This window comes from Bacillus sp. WC2503, from assembly GCF_052682895.1.
The window spans coordinates 789,909-814,322 of sequence record NZ_JBQYMD010000001.1; the positions used below are offsets into that span (position 1 = coordinate 789,909).

Annotated in this window: 29 protein-coding genes; 28 read left to right on the plus strand and 1 reads right to left on the minus strand. The window is 36.4% G+C overall.

The genetic code is table 11. The features are described 5' to 3' along the window. The first annotated feature begins 2 nt into the window (after nt 1–2). From ACUN26_RS04275 to ACUN26_RS04395, 25 genes are all read left to right on the plus strand, one after another. Nucleotides 3–1,025, plus strand: coding sequence for an NAD(P)H-dependent glycerol-3-phosphate dehydrogenase (locus tag ACUN26_RS04275; protein WP_000161758.1), 1,023 nt, complete (start codon nt 3–5; stop codon nt 1,023–1,025). Nucleotides 1,026–1,145: 120 nt separating this feature from the next. After that, entirely contained in the window at nt 1,146–1,397 is a 252-nt protein-coding gene (locus ACUN26_RS04280) for a stage VI sporulation protein F (RefSeq protein WP_000369753.1), read from the plus strand. A 227-nt stretch (nt 1,398–1,624) separates the two neighbouring features. Next, nucleotides 1,625–1,828 (plus strand): DUF2768 domain-containing protein, encoded by a 204-nt coding sequence (locus ACUN26_RS04285; protein WP_001289001.1) that lies wholly within the window; start codon nt 1,625–1,627, stop codon nt 1,826–1,828. Between the two features lie 64 nt (nt 1,829–1,892). Next, entirely contained in the window at nt 1,893–2,606 is a 714-nt protein-coding gene (locus ACUN26_RS04290; protein ID WP_000719829.1) for a hypothetical protein, read from the plus strand. Nucleotides 2,607–2,849: 243 nt separating this feature from the next. Continuing rightward, on the plus strand, nt 2,850–4,328 hold the full coding sequence (gene spoIVA / locus ACUN26_RS04295; RefSeq protein ID WP_000416518.1) for a stage IV sporulation protein A: 1,479 nt from the start codon (nt 2,850–2,852) through the stop codon (nt 4,326–4,328). A gap of 298 nt (nt 4,329–4,626) precedes the next feature. Continuing rightward, nucleotides 4,627–4,899 carry an HU family DNA-binding protein gene (locus tag ACUN26_RS04300; protein ID WP_001043860.1) on the plus strand — a complete coding sequence of 91 codons (273 nt, stop codon included), beginning with the start codon at nt 4,627–4,629 and terminating at the stop codon, nt 4,897–4,899. Between the two features lie 120 nt (nt 4,900–5,019). Further along, on the plus strand, nt 5,020–5,589 hold the full coding sequence (gene folE, locus ACUN26_RS04305) for a GTP cyclohydrolase I FolE (protein WP_001151479.1): 570 nt from the start codon (nt 5,020–5,022) through the stop codon (nt 5,587–5,589). Nucleotides 5,590–5,772: 183 nt separating this feature from the next. Continuing rightward, nucleotides 5,773–6,522 carry a heptaprenyl diphosphate synthase component 1 gene (locus tag ACUN26_RS04310; protein ID WP_000332836.1) on the plus strand — a complete coding sequence of 250 codons (750 nt, stop codon included), beginning with the start codon at nt 5,773–5,775 and terminating at the stop codon, nt 6,520–6,522. Nucleotides 6,523–6,551: 29 nt separating this feature from the next. Then, complete coding sequence (gene menG, locus ACUN26_RS04315; protein WP_001187664.1) at nt 6,552–7,265, plus strand: 2-heptaprenyl-1,4-naphthoquinone methyltransferase; 714 nt, start codon at nt 6,552–6,554, stop codon at nt 7,263–7,265. A 31-nt stretch (nt 7,266–7,296) separates the two neighbouring features. Then, on the plus strand, nt 7,297–8,259 hold the full coding sequence (gene hepT / locus ACUN26_RS04320) for a heptaprenyl diphosphate synthase component II (protein ID WP_000776088.1): 963 nt from the start codon (nt 7,297–7,299) through the stop codon (nt 8,257–8,259). 124 nt (nt 8,260–8,383) lie between these two features. Continuing rightward, on the plus strand, nt 8,384–8,830 hold the full coding sequence (gene ndk, locus ACUN26_RS04325) for a nucleoside-diphosphate kinase (protein ID WP_000415890.1): 447 nt from the start codon (nt 8,384–8,386) through the stop codon (nt 8,828–8,830). Nucleotides 8,831–9,103: 273 nt separating this feature from the next. Beyond that, a complete protein-coding gene (aroC, locus tag ACUN26_RS04330; protein ID WP_001269353.1) occupies nt 9,104–10,276 on the plus strand; it encodes a chorismate synthase in 1,173 nt (390 codons plus the stop codon). Continuing rightward, nucleotides 10,276–11,361 (plus strand): 3-dehydroquinate synthase, encoded by a 1,086-nt coding sequence (aroB, locus tag ACUN26_RS04335; protein ID WP_000427689.1) that lies wholly within the window; start codon nt 10,276–10,278, stop codon nt 11,359–11,361. The genes aroC and aroB overlap by 1 nt, the downstream gene beginning before the upstream one ends. A 134-nt stretch (nt 11,362–11,495) precedes the next feature. Beyond that, on the plus strand, nt 11,496–12,608 hold the full coding sequence (hisC, locus tag ACUN26_RS04340; protein WP_001264040.1) for a histidinol-phosphate transaminase: 1,113 nt from the start codon (nt 11,496–11,498) through the stop codon (nt 12,606–12,608). A 450-nt stretch (nt 12,609–13,058) separates the two neighbouring features. Next, nucleotides 13,059–14,321: a tetratricopeptide repeat protein gene (locus ACUN26_RS04345; RefSeq protein ID WP_001168690.1), complete on the plus strand. Its 1,263-nt coding sequence runs from the start codon at nt 13,059–13,061 to the stop codon at nt 14,319–14,321. 73 nt (nt 14,322–14,394) lie between these two features. Then, entirely contained in the window at nt 14,395–14,931 is a 537-nt protein-coding gene (locus tag ACUN26_RS04350; protein ID WP_001095919.1) for a ReoY family proteolytic degradation factor, read from the plus strand. 154 nt (nt 14,932–15,085) lie between these two features. After that, nucleotides 15,086–15,541, plus strand: coding sequence for a YpiF family protein (locus ACUN26_RS04355; protein WP_000871316.1), 456 nt, complete (start codon nt 15,086–15,088; stop codon nt 15,539–15,541). Between the two features lie 143 nt (nt 15,542–15,684). Beyond that, nucleotides 15,685–16,197 carry a menaquinol-cytochrome c reductase iron-sulfur subunit gene (gene qcrA, locus ACUN26_RS04360; RefSeq protein ID WP_001290419.1) on the plus strand — a complete coding sequence of 171 codons (513 nt, stop codon included), beginning with the start codon at nt 15,685–15,687 and terminating at the stop codon, nt 16,195–16,197. Further along, nucleotides 16,198–16,872, plus strand: coding sequence for a menaquinol-cytochrome c reductase cytochrome b subunit (gene qcrB, locus ACUN26_RS04365; protein ID WP_000932700.1), 675 nt, complete (start codon nt 16,198–16,200; stop codon nt 16,870–16,872). A gap of 43 nt (nt 16,873–16,915) precedes the next feature. Beyond that, nucleotides 16,916–17,683: a menaquinol-cytochrome c reductase cytochrome b/c subunit gene (qcrC, locus tag ACUN26_RS04370; RefSeq protein WP_000554601.1), complete on the plus strand. Its 768-nt coding sequence runs from the start codon at nt 16,916–16,918 to the stop codon at nt 17,681–17,683. A 129-nt stretch (nt 17,684–17,812) separates the two neighbouring features. Beyond that, entirely contained in the window at nt 17,813–18,385 is a 573-nt protein-coding gene (locus ACUN26_RS04375; RefSeq protein WP_000946016.1) for a DUF1405 domain-containing protein, read from the plus strand. A 25-nt stretch (nt 18,386–18,410) separates the two neighbouring features. Beyond that, nucleotides 18,411–19,094, plus strand: coding sequence for a lipoprotein intramolecular transacylase Lit (gene lit, locus ACUN26_RS04380; RefSeq protein WP_000830607.1), 684 nt, complete (start codon nt 18,411–18,413; stop codon nt 19,092–19,094). Between the two features lie 107 nt (nt 19,095–19,201). After that, on the plus strand, nt 19,202–19,990 hold the full coding sequence (gene ypjB / locus ACUN26_RS04385) for a sporulation protein YpjB (RefSeq protein WP_000831603.1): 789 nt from the start codon (nt 19,202–19,204) through the stop codon (nt 19,988–19,990). Between the two features lie 255 nt (nt 19,991–20,245). Further along, complete coding sequence (locus ACUN26_RS04390; protein WP_000499539.1) at nt 20,246–20,926, plus strand: zinc metallopeptidase; 681 nt, start codon at nt 20,246–20,248, stop codon at nt 20,924–20,926. A gap of 114 nt (nt 20,927–21,040) precedes the next feature. Then, nucleotides 21,041–21,682, plus strand: coding sequence for a uracil-DNA glycosylase (locus tag ACUN26_RS04395; RefSeq protein WP_000456301.1), 642 nt, complete (start codon nt 21,041–21,043; stop codon nt 21,680–21,682). A gap of 28 nt (nt 21,683–21,710) precedes the next feature. Here ACUN26_RS04395 and ACUN26_RS04400 read toward each other — a convergent pair whose 3' ends face one another. Then, a complete protein-coding gene (locus ACUN26_RS04400) occupies nt 21,711–22,592 on the minus strand; it encodes a YitT family protein (protein ID WP_000204285.1) in 882 nt (293 codons plus the stop codon). Between the two features lie 270 nt (nt 22,593–22,862). Here ACUN26_RS04400 and ACUN26_RS04405 point away from each other — a divergent pair, with 270 nt between their 5' ends. Genes ACUN26_RS04405 through mgsA form a run of 3 tightly spaced genes read left to right on the plus strand, consistent with a single transcriptional unit; the run spans nt 22,863 to nt 24,414 of the window. Then, complete coding sequence (locus tag ACUN26_RS04405) at nt 22,863–23,204, plus strand: nucleotide pyrophosphohydrolase (protein ID WP_048559542.1); 342 nt, start codon at nt 22,863–22,865, stop codon at nt 23,202–23,204. Continuing rightward, entirely contained in the window at nt 23,204–24,004 is an 801-nt protein-coding gene (gene dapB / locus ACUN26_RS04410; protein ID WP_000658815.1) for a dihydrodipicolinate reductase, read from the plus strand. The genes ACUN26_RS04405 and dapB overlap by 1 nt, the downstream gene beginning before the upstream one ends. A 14-nt stretch (nt 24,005–24,018) precedes the next feature. Beyond that, nucleotides 24,019–24,414 (plus strand): methylglyoxal synthase, encoded by a 396-nt coding sequence (mgsA, locus tag ACUN26_RS04415; protein ID WP_000684760.1) that lies wholly within the window; start codon nt 24,019–24,021, stop codon nt 24,412–24,414.

Below are 24,414 nucleotides of genomic sequence, written 5' to 3' on the forward strand. Positions count from 1 at the left end.
TTATGACAAAAATCACAGTAATAGGAGCAGGTAGCTGGGGAACAGCGTTAGCGATGGTATTAGCTGACAATGGACATGATGTACGTATTTGGGGAAATCGTTCTGAACTTATGGATGAGATTAATGCGAAACATGAGAATAGTCGATATCTTCCAGGAATTACATTGCCAAGCACAATCGTAGCCTACTCTTCTTTAGAAGAAGCATTAGTAGATGTAAATACAGTACTGTTAGTAGTACCGACGAAAGCGTACAGAGATGTATTACAAGAGATGAAAGAAATTGTTACAGAACCAGTTACGTGGATTCATGCAAGTAAAGGGATCGAACCAGGTACGTCAAAACGTATTTCGGAAGTGATTGAGGAAGAAATTCCAGAGAACTTGATTAAAGATGTTGTTGTACTGTCTGGACCGAGTCATGCTGAAGAAGTCGGCTTACGTCAAGCGACAACTGTTACATCGGCAGCGAAGCGTATGGAAGCGGCTGAGGAAGTACAAGATTTGTTTATGAATAGCTACTTCCGTGTATACACAAATCCTGATATTGTTGGAGTTGAGCTTGGTGGTGCTTTAAAAAATATTATCGCATTAGCTGCAGGGATAACGGATGGTCTTGGATTAGGTGATAATGCGAAAGCGGCATTAATGACACGTGGTTTAACGGAAATTGCTCGTTTAGGAAGAAAAATGGGCGGAAATCCTTTAACGTTCGCTGGTCTAACTGGTATGGGAGACTTGATAGTAACTTGTACAAGTGTTCATAGCCGAAATTGGCGTGCTGGAAATATGCTCGGAAAAGGGCACTCTTTAGAAGAAGTGTTAGAAAGTATGGGGATGGTTGTAGAAGGCGTAAGAACAACGAAAGCTGCTCATGAATTGGCAGAGAAGATGGAAGTTGAAATGCCGATTACAGCTGCTTTATATGACGTGTTGTTCAATGGGAATGATGTAAAGGATGCAGTAGGCTCATTGATGGGACGCGTTCGAAAACATGAAGTGGAAGCTATACCTGATTTACTTTAAATAAAAGCGACAGAAGTACAATTTGTACTCCTGTCGCTTTTTTATTTTTTGATTGGGTCTTTTCACCATTTTTTTATTTTTGCATAGGATGAAGTGTAACTTGAGGAGAGGGTGAAAAGAATGGATAATAACATTTTTAATAATATTGAGAAGGAAGCGAAAGTGAACAAAGAGGATATTTTTAAATTAGCGTCATCTGTACAAAATGCGAATTTACGTGATGAAACTGTGCTTCGTCAATTGATTCATCAAGTAGCTCTTATGGCAGGACGTGAGGTGCCGAAAGAGCAAGAGGATCAAATTGTAAAAGCGATTATTAACAATAATATGCCAGCAGATTTTGGCTCGTTAAGCAAAATGTTTAAAAAATAAATTATGAGAAACAAAGAGATTGTAGATTGCATATGATAGCCATGAAAGAATGGGAATAGAGCTGGTAAGGGCATATTTGGTCAACCGAAGCGCAAAATAATGCGCTTCGGTTATATTTTTGTACATAAATTTTGTTAATTTACATTAAAATGATGAATTGTATTTGTTTAAAGATTTTAATTTGTTAAAATAGTATAAAAATAGATTGGAAGTAAAGGGGTGTATATATGTCAGAAGGGCTTATAAAAATGTGGTTTTCCTTAGGGGCAATGGGATTTATGTTTGTTGCAGTAGTTTTTATTTTATTAAGTAGGCATAAAATGAAAAATAAATTTCTGAAAGGGATTACAGCGTTAGTAGCGTACACCCTCATGATTGTGTCGGGTATTGTTATTTTTCTTGTTGTATTTAGTGGACCTGTGGAGCAGTAAGAGGAGTGTATCTCAAAATGTTACATAAGGAGTAAGTTATACTAGCGTGAAAAGGTGATTGTTAGTGAAAAAAATCCATATTATTTTAATATTTTGTTGCATCAGCGTTTTAACAGGGTGTATGTATCCGAAAGAAAATATGAAACAAAATGCTGTTCCTTATGAAGATCAGTTACAAGTTGTTCAAAAAGCTATTACGACATATAAGGAACAAAATGGTGGGATATTGCCAATTAAAACGCGTGATATGAGTACACCTATTTATCAAAAGTATCCAATCGATTTTCAAAAAATTGCTCCGCGCTACATACAAGAAGCACCAGGGAATGCGTATGAAAGTGGAGGGGTATACCAATACGTATTAATAGATGTTGAAACAAATCCGACCGTAAAGTTAATTGATATAAGGATGGTTGAACAAATTCAGGAATTATCATTAAAACTAAGGATGTACCGTGATGAACATAGATATCCACCGTTTAAAAAAGTAATTTCAGACGGGGTATATGAATTGGATTACAAAAAACTAGGATATAAAGATGTACCGCAAGTGACAAGTCCGTATTCTGGTAAAGGACTTCCTTTTGTAATCAATGAAAAAGGAGAAGTATTTGTTGACTACAGAATCGACTTATATGAAGTGTTGAAAAAAAATGAAGGGCAATTTAAGGAAGGGGAAGATATTCGAAATATACTATCGAAAGACTCCCCATTTGTTCCCGCATATTCTTTACCGTATACGGTGAAGGACGGAGAACCAATTTTTTTTAAATCATAAGTCATGAACCTTTCTTTTAGCGAATAAGTTCTAGAAGAAAGGTTTTTTATGTTATACAACTTGTGATGCAAACAAAAAGTATTTTTTAAATAGTCATATGAAATTGGACAAAATTATTTGATATATTGTCCGAACTTCTAGAATACCATTATATTATATCAGATATTATAGGCAACGTTAGAGAAGGTATTAGTTGACTATATACGCGGAATTATTCCCAAAAATTTTGAGGGAGGGAATCACTTGGAAAAGGTAGATATTTTTAAAGATATTGCGGAACGCACAGGCGGTGATATTTATTTTGGAGTTGTAGGAGCTGTTCGAACAGGGAAATCAACATTCATTAAAAAATTTATGGAACTTGTTGTTATTCCGAACATTGAGAATGAATCTGACCGCCAAAGAGCGCAGGATGAACTGCCTCAAAGTGCTGCTGGTCGTACAATCATGACGACGGAACCGAAGTTTGTTCCAAACCAAGCGGTTTCTATCGAAGTAGATGAAGGACTTGAAGTAAATATTCGATTAGTAGATTGTGTTGGATATACGGTTCCAGGAGCAAAAGGCTATGAAGATGAGAATGGCCCGCGTATGATTAATACTCCTTGGTATGAAGAGCCTATTCCATTCCATGAAGCTGCAGAAATCGGCACGCGCAAAGTAATTCAAGAACATTCAACAATTGGTGTTGTAATTACAACGGATGGAACGATTGGCGAAATACCAAGAAGAGATTATATAGAGGCAGAAGAACGCGTTGTAAATGAGTTAAAAGAAGTTGGAAAGCCTTTCATTATGATTATCAATACTGTACAGCCGTATCATCCGGATACAGAGCAATTACGCCAAAGTTTATCTGAAGAATATGATATACCAGTAATTGCGATGAGTGTAGAGAGTTTAAGAGAAACAGATGTATATAATGTACTTCGAGAAGCGTTATTTGAGTTCCCAGTATTAGAGGTGAATGTAAACCTTCCTAGTTGGGTAATGGTGCTAAATGAAGGGCATTGGTTACGCAAAAGTTATCAAGAAGCAGTTCAAGAGACTGTGAAGGATATAAAACGTCTTCGTGATGTGGACCGTGTCGTTTGGCAGTTTAGTCAATATGAATTTATTGATCGGGCAAGTCTAGCTGGCATTGATATGGGGCAAGGTGTGGCAGAGATTGATTTATATGCGCCAGATGAATTGTACGATCAAATTTTAAAAGAAGTAGTAGGGGTAGAAATTCGAGGGAAAGATCATTTACTGAAGCTTATGCTCGACTTATCTCATGCGAAAATAGAATATGATCAAGTGGCGGATGCCCTGCGTATGGTAAAGCAAACAGGATATGGTGTAGCAGCACCTGCACTAGCTGATATGAGCTTAGATGAGCCGGAAATCATACGTCACGGTTCAAGGTTTGGTGTGAAATTAAAAGCGGTAGCTCCATCTATTCATATGATTAAAGTAGATGTTGAATCGACGTTTGAGCCGATTATTGGTACTGAAAAGCAAAGTGAAGAATTAGTTCGTTATTTAATGCAAGATTTTGAAGATGATCCATTATCAATTTGGAATTCCGATATATTCGGACGTTCGCTTAGCTCTATTGTTCGAGAAGGAATTCAAGCAAAACTATCTTTAATGCCAGAAAATGCTAGATATAAATTAAAAGAAACACTAGAAAGAATTATTAATGAAGGATCTGGCGGATTAATTGCGATTATATTATAAGAAAAAATCCCTCTCATTGTAGAGGGATTTTTTTATTTTTTACGTATGGAATAGAAAAATAAACAGTCATTATCTAATACATTGTTGTAAATTGTCAAGTTTCATCAGATTTTCACATTTTAAGAGTAACAATTTCCTTAAAAATATTGAATTATAAAGGAGAATCGTATAATATAGGCGTTGATAATGATTTATCTACATCTTTGTAGTATAGAATTTGTAAAAATTGCCTACAAATGAAAGTAAGACTCATTTTATGATCATTATACAGTCTTATCTTTGGGAGGAGGTGAATGGCATGAACAAGACAGATTTAATCAATGCTGTTGCAGAAGCAAGTTCCCTTTCTAAAAAGGACGCAACAAAAGCAGTAGACGCTGTTTTTGATTCTATCTTAGAAGCTTTAAAACAAGGTGATAAAGTACAATTGATCGGATTCGGTAACTTCGAAGTTCGTGAGCGTGCGGCTCGTAAAGGTCGTAACCCACAAACAGGTGAGGAGATTGAAATCGCTGCAAGTAAAGTACCTGCATTCAAACCTGGTAAAGCGTTAAAAGATGCGGTTAAATAATCCTTACATATTAACAGGGAAGAAGAGTTTCCTTTTTGGGAACTCTTCTTTTTGCTTTTAAAAACATAAATATGCTAGAATGTGTTCGTATCACTTTTAGGTTTTCGGGAGGGCTAGCGGATGGCAAAAGTTAATTTAGAACAAATTGAACACGCAGTACGCCTTATTTTAGAGGCAATCGGAGATGACCCAAATCGTGAGGGAGTACTTGATACACCGAAGCGCGTTGCAAAAATGTACGCAGAAGTGTTCTCGGGGATGCATGAAGATCCAAAAGAGCATTTGCATAAAGTATTCGGAGAAGATCACGAAGAGCTTGTACTAGTAAAAGATATACCATTTTATTCGATGTGTGAGCATCATCTAGTTCCATTCTATGGAGTTGCTCACGTTGCATATATTCCGCAAGGCGGAAAGGTGACGGGGTTAAGTAAATTAGCTCGTACTGTAGATACAATTGCACGTCGTCCACAACTACAAGAACGTATTACATCAACAGTGGCTAATTCTATCATGGAAGTACTAGAGCCGCATGGTGTAATGGTAGTAGTAGAAGCAGAACATATGTGTATGACGATGCGTGGTGTGAAAAAACCAGGTGCGAAAACGATAACGACGGCAGTACGTGGTGTGCTTGAAAATGATGCTGCAGCGCGTAGTGAAATTTTATCTTTTATTAAAACGAAGTAAAGAAAAGCGGGAAACTGCTTTTCTTTTTTTTACAAGTAAATAAATGATATAGTGTTAGTTGGGCAGAGTGAGAATAGAAAGATTGCTTACATCAATGGAAGGTGTAGCCAAGTTTTGGTTATAGAAAATAGAATGTATGTGTTATAATAAGTTTTATGAATTAGAAAACAAGGGTGATTTTTTGTGTGTGACATCTACGGAGGGTATGCGGGTATAAAAGAGAAATTGATGGAGAAATTACGCCATCCTTATTTCATAAACTATATTGAAGAACCATGTATTGATGAAGAGAAAATAGCATTGTTATATGGAGCTTTAAAAAGTGAAAATTTACATATAGAACAAATTGAGCATTATGTAGTAACGATTATGCTTGTGCAAATTGCGCTTGATACACATGAAAGAGTATCAAACAAAGCGGGGGAAGAAGCGATTGAATCGCATAAACGCCGCCAGTTAACAGTACTTGCAGGTGATTACTATAGTGGGCTATATTATTACTTATTGTCTATGAATCGTGATATTGTTTTAATTCGCGCGCTTGCTGAAGGAATTAAAGAGATTAATGAACATAAAATTATGCTATACCAAAAAGCGCATGACAAGATGGATAACATAATGGAGAGTGTAGTAACGATTGAATCTGCGCTCCTTCAAAAAACATGTGATCATTTCCATTTATCACATTGGAAACCATTTATAACGTATGTATTAGGGAAAAATCGTCTCCAAAAAGAATGTCAACTGTATGCTGATAAACAACATTCACCTGTTTTTCAAGCAGTGCAAGAGGCTTTAGGGGATAAAGCTGATGCAGAAACAGTTATTAATGAATGGATGATGGAATTACGAAAGAAAGAAGATCAATTTTTAGAAGATCACACAGACATAAGTGAAATAAATTCTGTGTTAAGAGATAAATCGAAGACATAAGCAATTTTACATTGGAAGAAGGTACGAGCATGCAACAATCAAAAGAAGAAAGAGTACATGATGTATTTGAGAAAATTTCAGATAAATACGATGTGATGAATTCTGTAATTAGTTTTCAAAGACATAAAGCATGGCGTAAAGAGACGATGCGTATTATGGATGTAAAACCTGGCAGTAAAGCGCTTGATGTGTGCTGCGGGACAGCGGATTGGACAATTGCGCTAGCAGGAGCTGTAGGTGAGCAGGGGAAGGTTGTTGGCCTAGACTTCAGTGAAAACATGTTATCTGTCGGTAAACAAAAGGTAGAGGCGTTACAATTAAAACAAGTAGAACTTCTACATGGAAATGCAATGGAACTTCCATTTGAAGATCATACATTTGATTATGTAACGATTGGATTTGGTTTGCGTAACGTACCAGATTATTTACACGTATTAAAAGAAATGACACGTGTAGTAAAACCAGGTGGTAAAGTAATCTGCCTAGAAACATCGCAACCAACAATGATTGGTTTTCGACAAGGGTATATTTTATACTTTAAATATATCATGCCGTTATTTGGAAAGATGTTTGCGAAAAGCTATAAAGAATATTCATGGCTTCAAGAATCCGCTAGTACATTCCCAGGGATGAAAGAATTGGCTCAAATGTTTGAGGAAGCTGGACTTGAACGTGTACAAGTGAAACCATTTACTTTTGGAGTAGCAGCGATGCATTTAGGTATGAAACCAGAATCAAAATAGAAAAAAGAAGTTTTAGGTTAAGGTGAACAATATGAAGTTACAACTTATGTACTCTTTTTTACGATCGGATATTAATGTAATAGAAAAAGAATTAAAAAAGACAGTTGCTTCTGAACAGCCATTAGTAGAAGAGGCGGCATTACAACTCATTGAAGCTGGTGGGAAGCGAATTCGTCCTGTATTCGTGTTGCTTGCAGGGAAATTCGGGGATTATAAGTTAGACGCAATTAAGCACGTCGCTGTTGCGTTGGAACTTATTCATATGGCTTCTCTCGTTCACGATGACGTTATTGATGCAGCGTTTTTACGACGCGGTAGTGCGACTGTGAATGCGAAATGGGGAGATCGTATTGCAATGTATACAGGAGACTATCTGTTTGCTAAGTCTCTTGAATGTGTAACAAATATCGAAATTCCAGAGGCGCATCAGGCACTGTCGCATACAATTTTAGAAGTATGTAAAGGTGAAATTGAACAAATTAAAGATAAATATAACTATGACCAAAATTTACGAACGTATTTAAGAAGGATAAAGCGAAAAACAGCATTATTAATTGCTGCGAGTTGTCAGCTAGGGGCGATTGCTGCTGGTGCTAATCGTGATATGGTAAATCGTTTGTTTTGGTATGGGTATTTCGTAGGAATGTCTTATCAAATTATTGATGACATTTTAGATTTCGTTTCAACAGAAGAGAAACTTGGAAAACCTGCTGGTGGTGACTTACTACAAGGAAATATTACGCTGCCTGCTTTATATGCGATGGAAGATCCAATACTCCGCAAGAAAATCACTTCTGTACATGAAAATACAACAGCAAGTGAAATGAAAGAAATTATTGATGCTGTAAAAAATAGTACAGCTATTGATCAAGCATTTGCGTTTAGCGAACGTTATTTACATAAAGCATTGGAAATAATAAAACCACTCCCACGTGGGCAAGCAAAGTATGCATTACAAAATGTTGCAAAGTATATTGGAAAACGAAAATTTTAGTGTTTATTCTAAAAAATAAAATAATCTCTCTATTTCAAAACTATTGCACAATTGTGATAAGGGTGTTAATATGTGTGTGGGGATATACAATTACATACATAATTCAGAAGTGGAGAGATTTTTTATGGAAAAAACATTTCTAATGGTAAAACCAGACGGTGTACAACGTGCCTTCATTGGGGAAATTGTAGCTCGTTTTGAGAAAAAGGGCTTTCAATTAGTTGGTGCAAAATTAATGCAAGTCACTCCGGAAATTGCTGGACAACACTACGGTGAGCATAAGGAAAAACCTTTCTTTGGTGAATTAGTAGACTTTATTACATCTGGACCTGTATTTGCAATGGTATGGCAAGGTGAAGGTGTAGTAGATACAGCTCGTAATATGATGGGTAAAACAAGACCACATGAAGCGGCTCCTGGAACAATTCGTGGAGATTTCGGTGTAACTGTTGCGAAAAACATTATCCACGGTTCTGATTCTTTAGAAAGCGCAGAGCGCGAGATTGCTATTTTCTTTAAAGAAGAAGAATTGGTAGACTACTCAAAATTAATGAATGAATGGATTTACTAATTATTTTGAAATAATTTGTAAACGCTTTAATCACTGTGATAATAGTAAAAAGTGCAAGAAGAATAGGGGTATTCTTCTTGCACTTTTTTTATTTGGATTAGTTACGAAGTTAGAGCGGTTATGATATATTGATATGTAAAGTAAAAGGCCTATCGGAGAATAAGCGAATGGCTGATCAATCATATAATTTCTTTCATATTTTTAGAGTAATGAAAGATAATATCATTGCTTAATATAGCGAGATAAATACATATACGAAAAGAGGAATAACGTATGCGATATATTACAGCTGGTGAATCTCATGGTCCACAACTTACAACGATTATAGAAGGTATTCCAGCAGGACTGCCTTTAGTAGCGGATGATATAAATGAAGAGTTAGCTAGAAGGCAAAAGGGATATGGGCGTGGTAGACGCATGCAAATTGAAACAGATCAAGTGCAAATTGCAAGTGGTGTTAGACATGGAGAGACATTAGGTTCTCCAATTGCACTTGTTGTTGAAAATCGTGATTTTGCACACTGGACAAAAATTATGGGTGCAGAGTCGTTAACGGAACAAGAAGAAAAAGAAATGAAGAGGAAAGTAACAAAACCAAGACCTGGACATGCTGATTTAAATGGTGCGATTAAATATGGTCATAGAGATATGAGAAATGTACTTGAACGTTCTTCAGCACGCGAAACGACAGTGCGTGTTGCTGCTGGTGCGGTTGCTAAAAAAGTGTTAGCGGAACTTGGTATTACAGTGGCAGGCCATGTAATTGAAATTGGCGGTGTACAAGCTAAGGAGATTACGTATCGTTCAATTGAAGAATTAAAAAGTATTACAGAAGCATCACCTGTACGTTGTTTAGATGAAGAAGCTGGCAACCAAATGATAAAAGCAATTGATGATGCGAAAGCAAATGGTGATTCAATCGGTGGCATCGTTGAAGTAATTGTGGAAGGAATGCCAATTGGAGTAGGAAGTTATGTGCATTATGATCGAAAACTGGATGCGAAATTAGCAGCCGCGATTATGAGCATTAATGCCTTTAAAGGTGTTGAGATTGGAATTGGTTTTGAAGCAGCGCATAGACCCGGAAGTGAAGTTCATGATGAAATTCTGTGGAATGAAGCACGTGGATATACACGAAGAACGAATCATGCAGGTGGATTAGAAGGCGGTATGACGACTGGAATGCCAATTGTTGTACGCGGTGTGATGAAACCGATACCTACACTATATAAACCTCTTCAAAGTGTGGATATTGATACGAAAGAACCTTTTACAGCAAGCATTGAACGTTCAGATAGTTGTGCTGTACCAGCAGCTAGTGTCGTTGCAGAAGCTGTTGTGGCTTGGGAATTAGCGACTGCTTTAATAGAACAATTTGGATTAGATCGTATGGATCTTATTCGTGAAAATATGGAGAAACATAATGAATATGCGAGGGGATTTTAATGGAAAACATACATATTCAAACGAAATCAAAAGAATATGATGTACATGTTGGGAAAGAGGCATTATTACATTTGACAACATTTGTTCAAAATATGCAGCCAGTTGTATCTAACGTAATGATCATTTCAGATGAAGTTGTTGCATCTTTACATTTACAGACAGTTGTGAATGCATTGCAAGTAGAGCAAGAAGTATTTTCATTCGTTGTACCGAGTGGTGAAAAAGAGAAGTCTTTTGAAAATTTCTATGCGGCTCATACGTCAGCTCTTGAAAATAAATTAGATAGAAATTCTTTAATTATCGCACTTGGAGGCGGAATGATTGGAGATTTGGCTGGTTTTGTTGCTGCGTCGTTTATGCGTGGCATTCGCTTTGTCCAAGTTCCAACGACTTTATTAGCTCACGATAGTGCAGTAGGCGGGAAAGTAGCAATTAACCATCCGTTAGGGAAGAATATGATTGGTGCATTCCATCAGCCAGAAGCGGTTGTATATCATACACCATTTTTATACTCTCTTCCTGAAAAAGAATGGCGTTCAGGTTTTGCAGAAGTGATAAAACATGCTTTGATTGGTGATGTTGAACTGTATCATTGGTTAAAAGAAGAAGTGCAAACATTGGCGGATCTTCGTGATGAGAAGTTAATTCACATATTAATGAAGGCGATTCCTGTAAAAGCAAATATTGTATCGCAAGATGAAACAGAAAAAGGTGTACGTGCTCATTTGAACTTTGGACATACGCTAGGGCATGCTCTTGAAAAAGAGATTGGATATGGAAATATTACCCACGGTGACGGAGTAGCAGTTGGGATGTTATTTGCTTTATTTTTAAGTGAGCAAGTGTATAAAGTTGATCTTGCTTATGAAGAGATAAAGCAGTGGTTCTTGCAATACGGCTATCCAAAAATGCCAAGCGATTTGAATGTAGAGCGCCTCGTTCAACTGATGAAACAAGATAAGAAAGCAAATGCTGGAACAATTCATATGGTACTTATGCAGGAATATGGGGTGGTGAACGTCGTATCTATTCCTGATGAGACTGTTCATATTGCGTTAGAAGCATTTCAAAAGGATATGGCTTAAAAATATAGGGAACAGTTATGAAGTGCTTATTTAGAGGTGTTTTCGTAATAGTGACGGTTATGATAAAAGATTACAGTAAGGGATTATAATCCCTTACTGTAATCGAATTCAATAAAATGACTGGGGGAAGAAAAATGAGAGTGAAAGAGCAATTGTTAACTTTGAGAGCATATGTACCTGGGAAAAATATTGAAGAAGTAAAAAGAGAATATGGATTATCAAAAATTGTGAAATTAGCATCGAACGAAAATCCATTCGGTTGTTCTACGAATGTGACAGAAGCGTTAACATCATTAGTGAGTCAATACGCTCTTTATCCAGATGGATATGCTTTTGAACTTCGGACAAAAGTAGCTGATCATTTAGGTGTAAAAGCGGAACAACTGTTATTTGGTAGTGGGTTAGATGAAGTTATTCAAATGATTAGCCGTGCCTTACTACATGAAGGAACAAATGTTGTAATGGCGAATCCCACATTCTCGCAATACCATCACCATGCTGTTATTGAAGGGGCAGAAGTTCGTGAAGTATCACTTAAAGATGGCATTCACGATTTAGATGCAATGTTACAACAAGTAGATGATAAAACGAAGATTGTGTGGATTTGTAATCCGAATAACCCGACAGGTACATATGTAGAGAAACAAAAATTACTTTCATTTTTAGAATCAGTACCTAAGTCAGCGCTCGTTATTATGGATGAAGCATATTATGAATATGCGGAAGCAAAAGACTATCCGCAAACATTGCCACTTCTTGAAAAATATGAAAATCTTATGGTATTACGTACATTTTCAAAAGCATATGGCTTAGCTGCTTTTCGAATTGGATATGCGATTGGTGATGCGAAGTTAATCGGGCAGTTGGAAGTAGCAAGGTTACCGTTCAATACATCGACTGTAGCCCAAGCTGTAGCAATAGCTGCATTAGAAGATCAAACATTTTTACAAGACTGTGTGCAAAAAAATGCTGAAGGGTTAAATCAATACTATGCATTTTGTAAGGAATATAACGTATTCTATTATCCGTCTCAAACAAATTTCATTTTCTTAAAACTTGGTATTTCTGGTAATGAAGCTTTCGAACGATTAATGAAGAAAGGATATATTGTTCGTTCTGGTGCTGCATTTGGAATACATGATGGCATTCGTATTACCGTCGGATTGAAAGAAGAAAATGATGAAATTATAGAATTACTGAAAGAGCTTGTAAATGAGCAAGTTAAGAAAGAAGAAACCTATTCTTAAGAAATTGTGAAGGCTCCTTTTATAGGAGTCTTTTTTATCCCGCATGAACAGCTCCTAAAAGCTTGGTTGGTGTTGCTTCATAATTAATAAGGGAAGTTATTTGCACGGTCATGAAAGAAAACGGTACAATAGAAAGTAGTGAGGGATCGGTGTCACATCCGAACTTTTTGAACAAGTAGCTACGCTATAAGAAAAAGTACAAGAAGGAGCATGCCCATTCTAAAGGTTGCGTTATAACAGTGCGTTGCTTATGATAAAGTGAAACTTTAATCAGTGGGGGATGTTTATCCCCCGCTAATTATTAGTTGAACCAATCGGGCTTTTATGGGCAGTTGATCCCCAAACTAACTTCTTTGCCTTAGCTGAATTTTGAGGTGGGGGTCTGACTGCCCGTTAATAGCGGGATAAATGAACAGAAGAGAATATTTTTTAGAATTAAAGGAGACGTTTATGCAAAAGTTTGAACAAGCTGTGTCATATATTGAAAATGGTGAAGCGGAAAAAGGATTACAATTATTAAAAGAACAATTACAAGTTGCGAATGATGAAGAGAAGTATGATATCGCTCGCTACTATCATACACTTGGGTTTACGGATGAGGCGCTAGTAATAACAGAAGATTTACGCTTGCTATATCCGGAAGAGAGTGAATTTACGGTATTTTTAGCAGAATTATATATTGATTTAGATAAAGAAGATGAAGCGATTGAAGTACTTCATGATATTCCAGAAAATGATGATTTATATGTTCAATCGTTATTGCTTGTTGCAGATTTATTCCAAATGCAAGGTTTTGATGATGTAGCAGAGCAAAAACTATTAAAGGCGAAAGAATTGATGCCTGACGAACCTGTTATTACGTTTGGATTAGCAGAATTATATAGTAGTAAAGGTGAAGAACAAAAGGCAATTACTTATTACGAGTCGCTATTAGCGGAACATAAAGTAATGGGGGGTGTTGTCATTGCACTTCGTCTCGCAGAAACGTTAAGTGCAATTGGAAACTGGGAAGAAGCGATCTCTTACTATGAAGCAGGCTTAGAGGAGCAAAAAGATATTCACTCCTTATTTGGATATGCTTTCACATTATATCAAGGAGAAGAATATCAAAGAGCAATTGGTGCTTGGCAAGAACTAAAAGAATTAGATCCTGAGTACGCATCACTATACATGTATTTAGCGAAAAGCTATGAAAAAGAAGGAATGCTGCAAGAAAGCTATGAAACACTTCAAGAAGGAATTAAAGTAGATGAGCTTGCTGTTCCGTTTTATGTAGAATTAGCGAGCATTGCAGCTAAATTAGGAAAAGTAGCAGAGGCAGAGGAAGTGCTTCAAAAAGCGCTTGAGTTAGATCCAGGACATTTAGGTGCAATATTAAAATATGCATATATTTTAAAAGGACAAGAAAAGTATGAAGAGTTAATCACAGTTGTAGAGCGTGCTATTGATAGCGGAGAGCCAGATACACAACTACTTTGGGATCTTGCGTTTGCAAAAAAACAATTAGAAATGTATTCGGATGCATTAAAGCACTATGAAAGTGCATATACTTCTTTTAAGAATCATCCAGACTTCTTGGAAGAGTACGGTTATTTCTTATTGGAAGAAGGAATGCGAAAAGAGGCCAAAGAAGTGTTTACTCAGTTATTACAACTAGACCCGACACAAATTCATATTGAAGAGTTGTTATATAATTTAGAGGATTTTTCATAAGTTGGAAGGAAACTGAATGCCGCTTCTTGAATCTAAAAAGAAAAGAGAAAGACAGAGGAGGGACTTAATTGCTATGAATACCCCTGTTTCTGTAAACGAGAAGAAGGATTTTGTGAAATGGTTTTTGAATAATTACCAACTGAAACAGCGTGAATGTGTATGGATTTTGAATTATTTAATGAGTCACGACCAATTAATGCATAAAGTCCACTTCGTAGAGCATGCAAAATATTGTCCGCGTGGCTTAGTGATGTCAGCAAATTGCGTGAAAGACACACCGTTTCACTTTTTTAAACAAAATGTTATGACAACAGATGCTGAAAAATCGTTTCATGATATTCGTTTAAATCGAGATGAGGATATTTATATTCAACTCAACTTTAAATCATCGTTCCAAAACGCAAACTATGTAGCTGTATTAGAAGACAATCCATATTTACCAAAGCATATTGAAGTAAATGAAAAAGATCGTTTACTTGCAGAGAGATTTTTAGAAGAGAGTGTATTTTCATTTAGAAGAGAACGTCTTTTGAAACAAATTGATGAAGCGTTGGATAAGCAAGATAAGGAAGCGTTTCATAGGTTAACGGCGGAGTTAAAGACTTTATAGGATTTATTTGAATTATTGAATTTTTACAAATTTCGGACTTTTTTTAAGAAAAACTACCTATCTTGGGTAGTTTTTCTTTTTTTACCCCTTTTAGTATGGTTTAATATATATAAAGTGAAAGTTCTGTCATTTTAGCTGGAGGGAGGGAAGAAATGTGAAATGGATTGTAAAAGACGTGGAACAGTTTGAGCAAGCAAGGGAGTATGTAGATACAGGGGTAATACCTCTTTTGTCAATTTCAGCAGCAAAAGAAATGAAAACGGTAGTAGAACAAGGTGAATTTATTGAATTGTTGAGTATGGAGTTGGAAAGAGAATATAAAGGAAGAGTGCTTTTACTACCTGCATTTACGTATTTAGTAGAAAGTCAAAAGAATGAAAAAGCTCGTTTGCAAGAATGGACAGATCATTTACAAAGTCAAGGCTTTAAACATATTGCTTATGTTACAAGTGATTTTTCATGGAAAGAAGATATGCAAGAGTTACAGGGGGATTTATTTTGGTTACCCTCATTAGCGTTAGAACAATTTAGTGATCAAGCGAAGAGAGAAGTCATTCACGCTCATATAAAAAATATAATGGTAATGTTAGAAGAAAAATGGGGAAAATAGCAATAAACAGAAAGTTCTTATTATTATGAGTAGTATGATATTGACCTGTGCATGAGGGTATTATATCATGATAGTGTCCTAGTATTTATTTTTTATATTATTTTTCACGAGGGGACAATTTCTGATAGAGGGGGGAAATTTTCGTGAGCGAGAAAGAACATCGTGTGTCAAGAAGACAGTTTTTAAATTACACACTTACAGGAGTAGGAGGCTTTATGGCAGCGGGTATTTTAATGCCGATGACGCGATTTGCGCTTGATCCGGTGTTAAGAAAAGAAGCGGGAACAGATATGGTTGCTGTTGCGCAAGTAAAGGATATTACAACAGAGCCGAAGCGTTTCGACTTTAAGGTGAAACAGGTTGACGGATGGTACAAGTCTGAAGAGCCAAAATCTGCTTGGGTGCATAAAGATGAAAGCGGAGACATCGTTGCATTTTCTCCAGTGTGTAAACATTTAGGGTGTACAGTGAACTGGAATTCGGACAAAGCACATCCGAATCAATTCTTTTGCCCGTGTCACGGAGGACGTTATACAAAAGATGGTATGAACATTAAAGGCACACCGCCACTTGCTCCGCTTGATGTGTACGAGTCTAAAGTGAAAGATGGAACGCTGTATTTAGGGAAAGCGAAGCCAAAAGGGGGTGCAAAGTAGATGCTAAATAAAATTTATGATTGGGTAGATGAACGTTTAGATATTACACCGATATGGCGCGATATCGCTGATCATGAAGTACCTGAACATGTAAACCCGGCACATCACTTTTCTGCATTCGTTTATTGCTTTGGAGGACTTACCTTTTTCGTTACTGTAATTCAAATTTTATCTGGAATGTTTTTGACGATGTATTATGTGCCTGATATTAAAAATGCGTGGGAATCTGTTTACTATTTACAAAATGAAGTTGCGTACGGGCAAATTGTTCGTGGCATGCACCACTGGGGTGCTAGTCTCGTAATTGTAATGATGTTTTTACATACACTCAGAGTTTTCTTCCAAGGTGCGTATAAAAAACCTCGTGAGTTAAACTGGATTGTTGGTGTTCTTATTTTCTTTGTTATGTTAGGTCTTGGTTTTACCGGATATTTATTACCGTGGGATATGAAAGCGTTATTTGCTACGAAAGTAGGGATTCAAATCGCAGAGCAAACGCCGCTCATTGGTCCTTATATTAAAACATTACTCGCTGGTCATTCCGAAATTGTTGGCGCTCAAACATTAACTCGCTTCTTTGCTATTCATGTCTTCTTCTTACCAGCAGCACTTCTAGGTTTAATGGCCTTCCACTTCATCATGATTCGCAAACAAGGTATTTCCGGTCCACTATAAGAGATTGCTAAATTAAAGGGGAAAGAACTAAAGGAGGGAGATTATGCATCGCGGCAAAGGAATGAAATTTGTAGGAGATTCTCGAGTACCAGTAGCTCGGAAACCAAATATTCCAAAAGATTATTCTGAATACCCAGGAAAAACAGAAGCATTTTGGCCGAACTTCTTGTTAAAGGAATGGATGGTTGGTGCAGTTTTTTTAATCGGTTATTTATGTTTAACAGTGGCACATCCGTCACCGCTTGAGAGAATGGCGGATCCGACAGATGCCGGATATATACCACTTCCAGATTGGTATTTCTTATTTTTGTATCAGTTACTAAAGTATTCTTATGCTTCTGGTTCATTTACTGTAATTGGAGCGTTTATTATGCCAGGGATTGCGTTTGGAGCATTACTGTTAGCTCCATTTCTCGATCGAGGTCCAGAAAGACGCCCGTTGAAGCGTCCTGTAGCAACTGGATTTATGCTTTTAGCAATTGCATCGATTATCTTTTTAACTTGGGAATCTGTAGCACACCACGACTGGGAAGCCGCAAAGAAACAAGGTGCAATTGTAAAAACAGCACCAGTTGATAAAAATGATGACGGCTACAAGTTAATGCAAAAAAATACTTGTTTAACGTGTCATGGTGATAATTTACAAGGCGGGGCGGCAGCACCAGCTTTGCAGAACTTAACTTTAAAACCTGAAGAAATCGCTAAAATTGCGAAAGATGGAAAAGGTTCCATGCCTAAAGGTGTATTTAAAGGTACGGATGAAGAACTGAAAAAGCTTTCGGAATTCGTTGCAAAGTATAATAAAAAATAATAGAAAAGCTGACTACAAATTTTGTGGTCAGCTTTTTATTTTGATGACAGAAAGTTTACTATATAATAGAGTAGAGTTTGAGGAAAGAATGAAAGGTGTTGGACATACAGCTTGGTTTACTTGTATGCAATGTTAAGACAACGCTCAGTATTATTATTTTTATTGATTGTTAACATACTAGGTACAATTTACGGATTTATATGGTATGGAAATCAATTAAAAGAAACGTCACCTATATTTTGGCCGTTTGTACCAGATAGTCCTATGGCGACTCTCTTTTTTGTCTTTGTTTTAATTGCTTTCTTGGTAAAGCGAAACTGGGGATTAATAGAGGCGCTGGCAATTGTAACTTTAATAAAATATGGTATATGGGCTGTTGTTGTAAATGGGGTTATGATTTATGTGAAAGGTCCTATTGGCCTGATGGGGTATATGTTAATGCTATCGCATTTTGCAATGGCAGTGCAGGGAGTGTTATATGCTCCGTTTTACCGTATAAAAAAATGGCATTTTGTAGTAGCAGGTATATGGACATTACATAATGACGCAATTGATTATTTATTTTGGCAAATGCCGAGATACGGAATTATGCATTTGTTTGTAGAGAAAATTGGTTATTTTACATTTTGGTTAAGTATTGTCGTACTGTGCATCACATACTATTATTGCTTACGTGAGCGCCGAAAACAGTTTTCTTTATGATGGTGTGAACATTTAGGGGGAGAAAATGAAGAGAAGTAAGAGTGGAAAAATATTGGATCGATTGATTACGTTAGTTGTTTCATATAGCATAGCATTTTCTATTTTTGCACTTGCAACAATGGCAGTTATATATGGAAAATGGCTGTATTATTTTGAAATTGATTTTTTAAACATTCCAGATTTAGCGGATATGACAAAAGATGAAATTAAGAGAAATTATGATGTGCTAATTACATATTTATCTCCGTTTTATGACGGAGCATTACATTTACCGACATTAGATATGTCTACAAATGGTCGTATTCATTTTGTAGATGTTAAAAATATTATAGTAAAGATTCAATATGTGATGTATGCGACAATTATGATTGTAGTGATAGGCGGCGTTTATTTATTAAAAAGAAAAAACGAAAAATTTTTACTGCATGGATCGATTGTAACAATTATATTTCCGATAGCACTGGTGTTGCCAATCGCTATTAATTTTGAAAAGAGTTTTGTATTATTCCATAAGCTGTTATTCAGTAACGATTATTGGATGTTTGATATTGAATCGGATCCGATTATTTTAATGCTACCAGAAGAATTTTTTATGCATGCGGCGTGTGCTATTTTATTATTCATTTTAGGTGGTAGTATACTTTGTTACAGCTTGTATAGATATTTCGTAAAAAAGAAAAGGATTTCAAAGGAAAAATTCTCTGCTTAAAGAGAATTTTTTTGTTTGTAAAACGATAATATATTTTTCGGGGCAGTTCTGTTCTATTCTTGTCCAATTCCACATATTTTGTACTAGTAGTTATAGGGGGGACCGGGATGAAGAGAACATTAATTGGATTGATAGCATTTCTAATTATAATGTTTCCGTTACGTATATATGCTGAAGAGTGGAGTGAACTAACGGGATTGCTAGACGACTCGTTACAGTTAGTGAAGCGTAATGAAGATGAAAAAGCAGTACAAGTATTACAATATTTCTCGGAGCAGTTTTTAGTGAAGGGGAATGAAAAGAAGCAAGAAGTAACACCAGATCAAATTAGAGTCATTTCTTTAGCTTACGACAAAGCGAAACAATCTCTCTCGGAAGAAGATTTAGGTAAGCAAGTTAAAATTGATAATGTGATAGCATTACAACTTGCTGTTGATGCGCAAGTATCGAAATATCAACCGCTTTGGATGGAAAGAGAAGGGAAAGTAATGGATGCTTTTTCTCAAATGGAAAAAGCGATGAAAAAAGAAGATACTGGACAGTTTCAGCAAACGTTAAATACATTCTTAAATGAATTTAATATTATTTACCCAAGCCTAATGATTGCTTTGCCAGAAAACGAGGTGCAACGTGTAAATGCTCATTTATCTTATTTGGATGAATTTCGTAACGTTATGTTAAAAACGAAAGGTGGGCAAATGCAATTAGGAATCATTAAAGGAGATTTGCAAAAGATATTTCACACAGTAAAAAAAGATGAAATTGCCCCCTCTCTCATTTGGTTTATGACAATTACTGGAGGACTTATTTTATTCACATTAACTTATGTTGGATGGAGAAAGTATAAAGGTGAGCGAGAGAAAAGAAAAAGTAATGTACATTCTAAAAATAGATAATGCGATAAAGTGAAACTTTAATCAGTGGGGAGGTTCATACCTCATTGATTATTAGCCCTCATCAATCGGGCGTTTACGGGCAGTGGATATACCGCTTAAGTTCTTTGCTCCAGCAGAATTTTGAGGTGGGAGTCTAACTGTCTACAAATAGCGGGATAAATAAAGATACGGATTGTAAGGTTTATTCATTGACAATGGTGGCAGAAAAAAATAGAATGAGAAGTACTATAATTAAAACTTCAATGGAGGTTCATGATGTTTTATTTAATTTACTTCGCGATCATTTTGATCATACCGTTGTATGCACAGTCAAAAGTACGTAGTGCCTATAGCAAGTATTCACAAGTTTATTCAACATCAGGTATGACAGGAGCAGAAGTGGCTCGGAAAATTTTAGATGAAAACGGATTATACAACGTAGCTGTAGAAGAAACGCCAGGTCATTTATCAGACCATTATGATCCAACTGCCAAAACAGTTCGATTATCAACAGATAACTACTATGGCCATTCAGTTGCTGGTACAGCAGTAGCAGCACACGAAGTAGGGCATGCGATTCAAGATGCAAAAGATTATAATTTCATGCGTGTTCGTCATTCATTAGTGCCAGTTGCTAATTTTGGCTCGAATATGTCTTGGGTTTTCGTCTTAATTGGTGTGTTTGCACAAATGTCTGGTTTATTGTTGCTAGGAATTATTTTGATGGCAGCAGGTGTTGTTTTTCAACTTGTTACATTACCAGTTGAGTTTGATGCATCAAAACGCGCAATGCAACAAATTGAAGCACTTGGTATCGTATCGACAGATGAGTACGGCCAAGCTCGTAAAGTATTAAATGCGGCAGCATTAACATATGTAGCAGCTGCAGCTGTAGCTGTATTTGAATTATTACGTCTTGTATTAATATATACTGGTATGCAGCGTAGCGACGACTAAAGACTATCAATTTTGATAGTCTTTTTTTATTATCTGTAATAAATGGACAGGATAAAATGAAAGAAATATTGTAGGGAAATCATCATTAAGTAGCATACGATGAGGGGGGAGATAATGGAATATCCAGACCATATAGTAAAGCAAGTGAAAGAGCGTAGTACTTCGTATCAGCTAGAAGGTTTTCTAAGTGGACAAGGCCCTGGAAACCCAAAAATTATGCTCGTTGGTGAAGCACCTGGTGAAACAGAAATTCATAATGGGATTCCGTTTAGCGGTAGAGCTGGAAAACATTTAATGGAGTTTTTAGAACGTATTCATGTTACAAGGGAAGAAGTATATATTACGAGTGCGGTCCGGAGTAGGCCATATAAATGGCGAGAGAAAAAAGAACGAAATGGCGAAAAAATACAGAAAAAGTATAATAGAACACCAAATCAAGGAGAAATACTTGCTCATGCACCTTTATTAGATTATGAGTTGGAACATATAGACCCTCCTGTTATCGTTACGCTTGGTAATATTGCATTACAGCGTTTAGTCGGTAAAAATCATAAAATTACAGATGTTCATGGAGAATTGTTAAAACAACCCGTGCAACAATTGAAAGATAGTTGCTGTACAGAATTTGTATGGACAGAAAAAGAATATTCTATTTTTCCGACCTTTCATCCAGCTTCTATTTTTTATAATCGGAGTTTGTTGGAGCTTATTTATGAGGATTGGGAGAAGCTGAAAAAATATGTAATAAAAAACTAGAAAAGCTAAAGAGCTTTTCTAGTTGAATTTAATTATGTAACGGATTTTTATTTTCATCTAATGTAAAACCTTCACCAACTACATCATGTACGTCACTTACAGCAACAAAGGCATGAGGATCTACAGAAGTAATAATATTTTTTAATTTCACGATTTCATTTTTAGCGACAACGCAATACAATACGTTCCGTTCCACTTTCGTATACGATCCAACAGCTTTTAAAAAGGTTGCTCCGCGCTCCATGTCAGATAAAATTTGGGCAGCAATTTCATCGTTTTTATCTGAGATAATAGTTGCTCCTTTTGCCGCATAGGCTCCTTCTTGCATAAAGTCAATGACTTTCGCTCCGATAAAAACAGCAACTAACGTATACATGCCTTCGCGGTATGATAAATAGGTAAGAATAGAGACGATAATGACGATAGCATCAAACATAAACATTGTTTTCCCCATACTCCAGCCAACATATTTATGAGCGAGTCTTGCGATAATATCTACACCGCCAGTAGTCCCCCCATATTTAAATATTATGCCAAGACCGATACCGATAAATGCCCCGGCGAATAAAGCCGCGAGTGTCATATCATTTTGTAAGTTTAAATGTAAGTTAAGAACGTCGTAACGCTGAAAAATCCATAGAAATAAAGATACGCTGAATGTGCCGATTAGTGTATAGATAAATGTCGTTCTTCCAAGTAACTTCCAACCAATAAAAAATATAGGGATATTTAAAATTAAGTTTGAATAAGAAGGGTCAAACTTAAATAGAAAATACAATAATAGTGTAATACCGGTAAATCCGCCTTCTGCAAGGTGATTTTCAATATTGATATTCACAATACCGAAAGAAAAAATAGCGGAACCGATTAAAATGAAAATGATATTTCGAATCTTCAAACTTGATGTCATATAGAAATCCCCCTAATTATGTAGATTGCATTGCTCCGCTGAAACGGTAAAACATAATGATAAGTAATTTCTAGTTGTTAATAAAAATAGTGAAGGCTATAAAAAAACAATTGATTTTAGCTGATCTTTTGCCAAAACCGCAAAAGAAAGTTTCACTTCATTATAGTCTATCCAAAAAAGGGTCGCAAATAGGTGTTTGGCGGGGAATAATATTTGTCAAATCGCGATGAATTGGCTAACATGAAAGAGGAAGGATTAGAGGTGATTAGTATGGAAGCAAAAACGATGAAAGATATGCAGAAAGAAGTAGATGCATATATTGGTCAGTTTAAAGAAGGTTATTTCAGTCCGCTTGCAATGATGGCTCGTTTAACGGAAGAAATAGGAGAGCTTGCGAGGGAAGTAAACCATTACTACGGTGAGAAACCGAAGAAAACAACTGAAACAGAACGTAGTATTGAAGAAGAGCTTGGAGATGTATTGTTTGTTATGATTTGTATGGCAAATAGTTTAAATATTGATTTAGAAACAGCGCATAACATTGTAATGGAAAAATTTAATACACGTGATAAAGATCGCTGGACACGCATTGATGAGGGAGAGAAAGAATAATGAAAGAAATTAAAGTAATTATCGCTGGACCAAGAGGACGTATGGGACATGAAGCAGTCCTTCTTATGGAAAGAACAGAACATTTCAATTTAGTAGCAGCAGTAGACTATAAGCACGGTGGAGAAAAGATTTCAGACTTACCTGGTATGCCGATGTTAGATACACCGATTTACGCAGATTTACATACTTGTTTAGATGAAGTGGAAGCAGATGTATTATTAGATTTAACAACACCAGAAGTTGGAAAGAAACATGTGACACTTGCAGTTGAACGTGGACTTCGATCTGTTATTGGTACAACTGGATTTACGGAAGAAGAACTAAAGCAATTAACAGAAAATGCAAAAGATAATAAAGTAGGAACAATTATCGCTCCAAACTTTGCAATTGGTGCAGTTCTTATGATGAAATTTTCACAAATGGCAGCGAAGTACTTCCAAGACGTTGAAGTAATTGAATTACACCATGATCAAAAATTAGATGCACCATCTGGTACAGCTGTCAAAACAGTAGAATTAATTCGTCAAAATCGTGAATCAAAGCAGCAAGGTCATCCAAACGAAGTAGAGCAACTAGAAGGTGCTCGTGGTGCTAATGTAGACGGTATTCACATTCATAGTGTACGTTTACCAGGACTTATTGCACACCAAGAAGTAATGTTCGGCGGGGATGGACAAATGTTAACGGTTCGCCATGATTCATTCAATCGTGCATCATTTATGTCAGGTGTAAAACTATCAATTGAAACAGTAATGAACATTGATCATCTTGTGTACGGTTTAGAAAACATTATCGACTAAAGGGGAGACAACGGATGAAAATTGCCTTAATCGCACATGACAAAAAGAAAAATGACATGGTTTCGTTTGCGTACGCATATAAACCAATTTTTGAAAAACATGAATTGTTTGCAACAGGAACGACAGGACTTCGCATTATGGAGGCAACTGGCTTAGTTGTAACAAGATATCAGTCGGGTCCTCTTGGTGGCGATCAAGAAATCGGTGCCATGATTGCAAAAAACGATATGGATATGGTGATTTTTTTCCGAGATCCACTAACTGCTCAGCCGCATGAGCCAGATGTAAATGCATTACTTCGTTTATGTGATGTATATGCGATTCCACTTGCAACGAACATGGCAAGTGCTGAAATGTTAATGCACGCATTAGAACGAGGGGATTTAGATTATCGCAAGTTAAGAAAATGA

What these genes read in the sequence shown, in the direction of transcription:
- ACUN26_RS04405 (WP_048559542.1), top strand. Translation starts at nt 22,863, where the DNA reads ATGGAAGCAAAAACGATGAAAGATATGCAGAAAGAAGTAGATGCATAT.
- ACUN26_RS04395 (WP_000456301.1), top strand. Translation starts at nt 21,041, where the DNA reads ATGGAATATCCAGACCATATAGTAAAGCAAGTGAAAGAGCGTAGTACT.
- hisC (WP_001264040.1), top strand. Translation starts at nt 11,496, where the DNA reads ATGAGAGTGAAAGAGCAATTGTTAACTTTGAGAGCATATGTACCTGGG.
- dapB (WP_000658815.1), top strand. Translation starts at nt 23,204, where the DNA reads ATGAAAGAAATTAAAGTAATTATCGCTGGACCAAGAGGACGTATGGGA.
- ACUN26_RS04275 (WP_000161758.1), top strand. Translation starts at nt 3, where the DNA reads ATGACAAAAATCACAGTAATAGGAGCAGGTAGCTGGGGAACAGCGTTA.
- menG (WP_001187664.1), top strand. Translation starts at nt 6,552, where the DNA reads ATGCAACAATCAAAAGAAGAAAGAGTACATGATGTATTTGAGAAAATT.
- folE (WP_001151479.1), top strand. Translation starts at nt 5,020, where the DNA reads ATGGCAAAAGTTAATTTAGAACAAATTGAACACGCAGTACGCCTTATT.
- ACUN26_RS04285 (WP_001289001.1), top strand. Translation starts at nt 1,625, where the DNA reads ATGTCAGAAGGGCTTATAAAAATGTGGTTTTCCTTAGGGGCAATGGGA.
- ACUN26_RS04300 (WP_001043860.1), top strand. Translation starts at nt 4,627, where the DNA reads ATGAACAAGACAGATTTAATCAATGCTGTTGCAGAAGCAAGTTCCCTT.
- aroB (WP_000427689.1), top strand. Translation starts at nt 10,276, where the DNA reads ATGGAAAACATACATATTCAAACGAAATCAAAAGAATATGATGTACAT.
- qcrB (WP_000932700.1), top strand. Translation starts at nt 16,198, where the DNA reads ATGCTAAATAAAATTTATGATTGGGTAGATGAACGTTTAGATATTACA.
- ndk (WP_000415890.1), top strand. Translation starts at nt 8,384, where the DNA reads ATGGAAAAAACATTTCTAATGGTAAAACCAGACGGTGTACAACGTGCC.
- ACUN26_RS04280 (WP_000369753.1), top strand. Translation starts at nt 1,146, where the DNA reads ATGGATAATAACATTTTTAATAATATTGAGAAGGAAGCGAAAGTGAAC.
- mgsA (WP_000684760.1), top strand. Translation starts at nt 24,019, where the DNA reads ATGAAAATTGCCTTAATCGCACATGACAAAAAGAAAAATGACATGGTT.
- hepT (WP_000776088.1), top strand. Translation starts at nt 7,297, where the DNA reads ATGAAGTTACAACTTATGTACTCTTTTTTACGATCGGATATTAATGTA.
- ACUN26_RS04390 (WP_000499539.1), top strand. Translation starts at nt 20,246, where the DNA reads ATGTTTTATTTAATTTACTTCGCGATCATTTTGATCATACCGTTGTAT.
- ACUN26_RS04350 (WP_001095919.1), top strand. Translation starts at nt 14,395, where the DNA reads ATGAATACCCCTGTTTCTGTAAACGAGAAGAAGGATTTTGTGAAATGG.
- ACUN26_RS04345 (WP_001168690.1), top strand. Translation starts at nt 13,059, where the DNA reads ATGCAAAAGTTTGAACAAGCTGTGTCATATATTGAAAATGGTGAAGCG.
- ACUN26_RS04375 (WP_000946016.1), top strand. Translation starts at nt 17,813, where the DNA reads ATGTTAAGACAACGCTCAGTATTATTATTTTTATTGATTGTTAACATA.
- ACUN26_RS04400 (WP_000204285.1), bottom strand. Translation starts at nt 22,592, where the DNA reads ATGACATCAAGTTTGAAGATTCGAAATATCATTTTCATTTTAATCGGT.
- ypjB (WP_000831603.1), top strand. Translation starts at nt 19,202, where the DNA reads ATGAAGAGAACATTAATTGGATTGATAGCATTTCTAATTATAATGTTT.
- qcrC (WP_000554601.1), top strand. Translation starts at nt 16,916, where the DNA reads ATGCATCGCGGCAAAGGAATGAAATTTGTAGGAGATTCTCGAGTACCA.
- aroC (WP_001269353.1), top strand. Translation starts at nt 9,104, where the DNA reads ATGCGATATATTACAGCTGGTGAATCTCATGGTCCACAACTTACAACG.
- lit (WP_000830607.1), top strand. Translation starts at nt 18,411, where the DNA reads ATGAAGAGAAGTAAGAGTGGAAAAATATTGGATCGATTGATTACGTTA.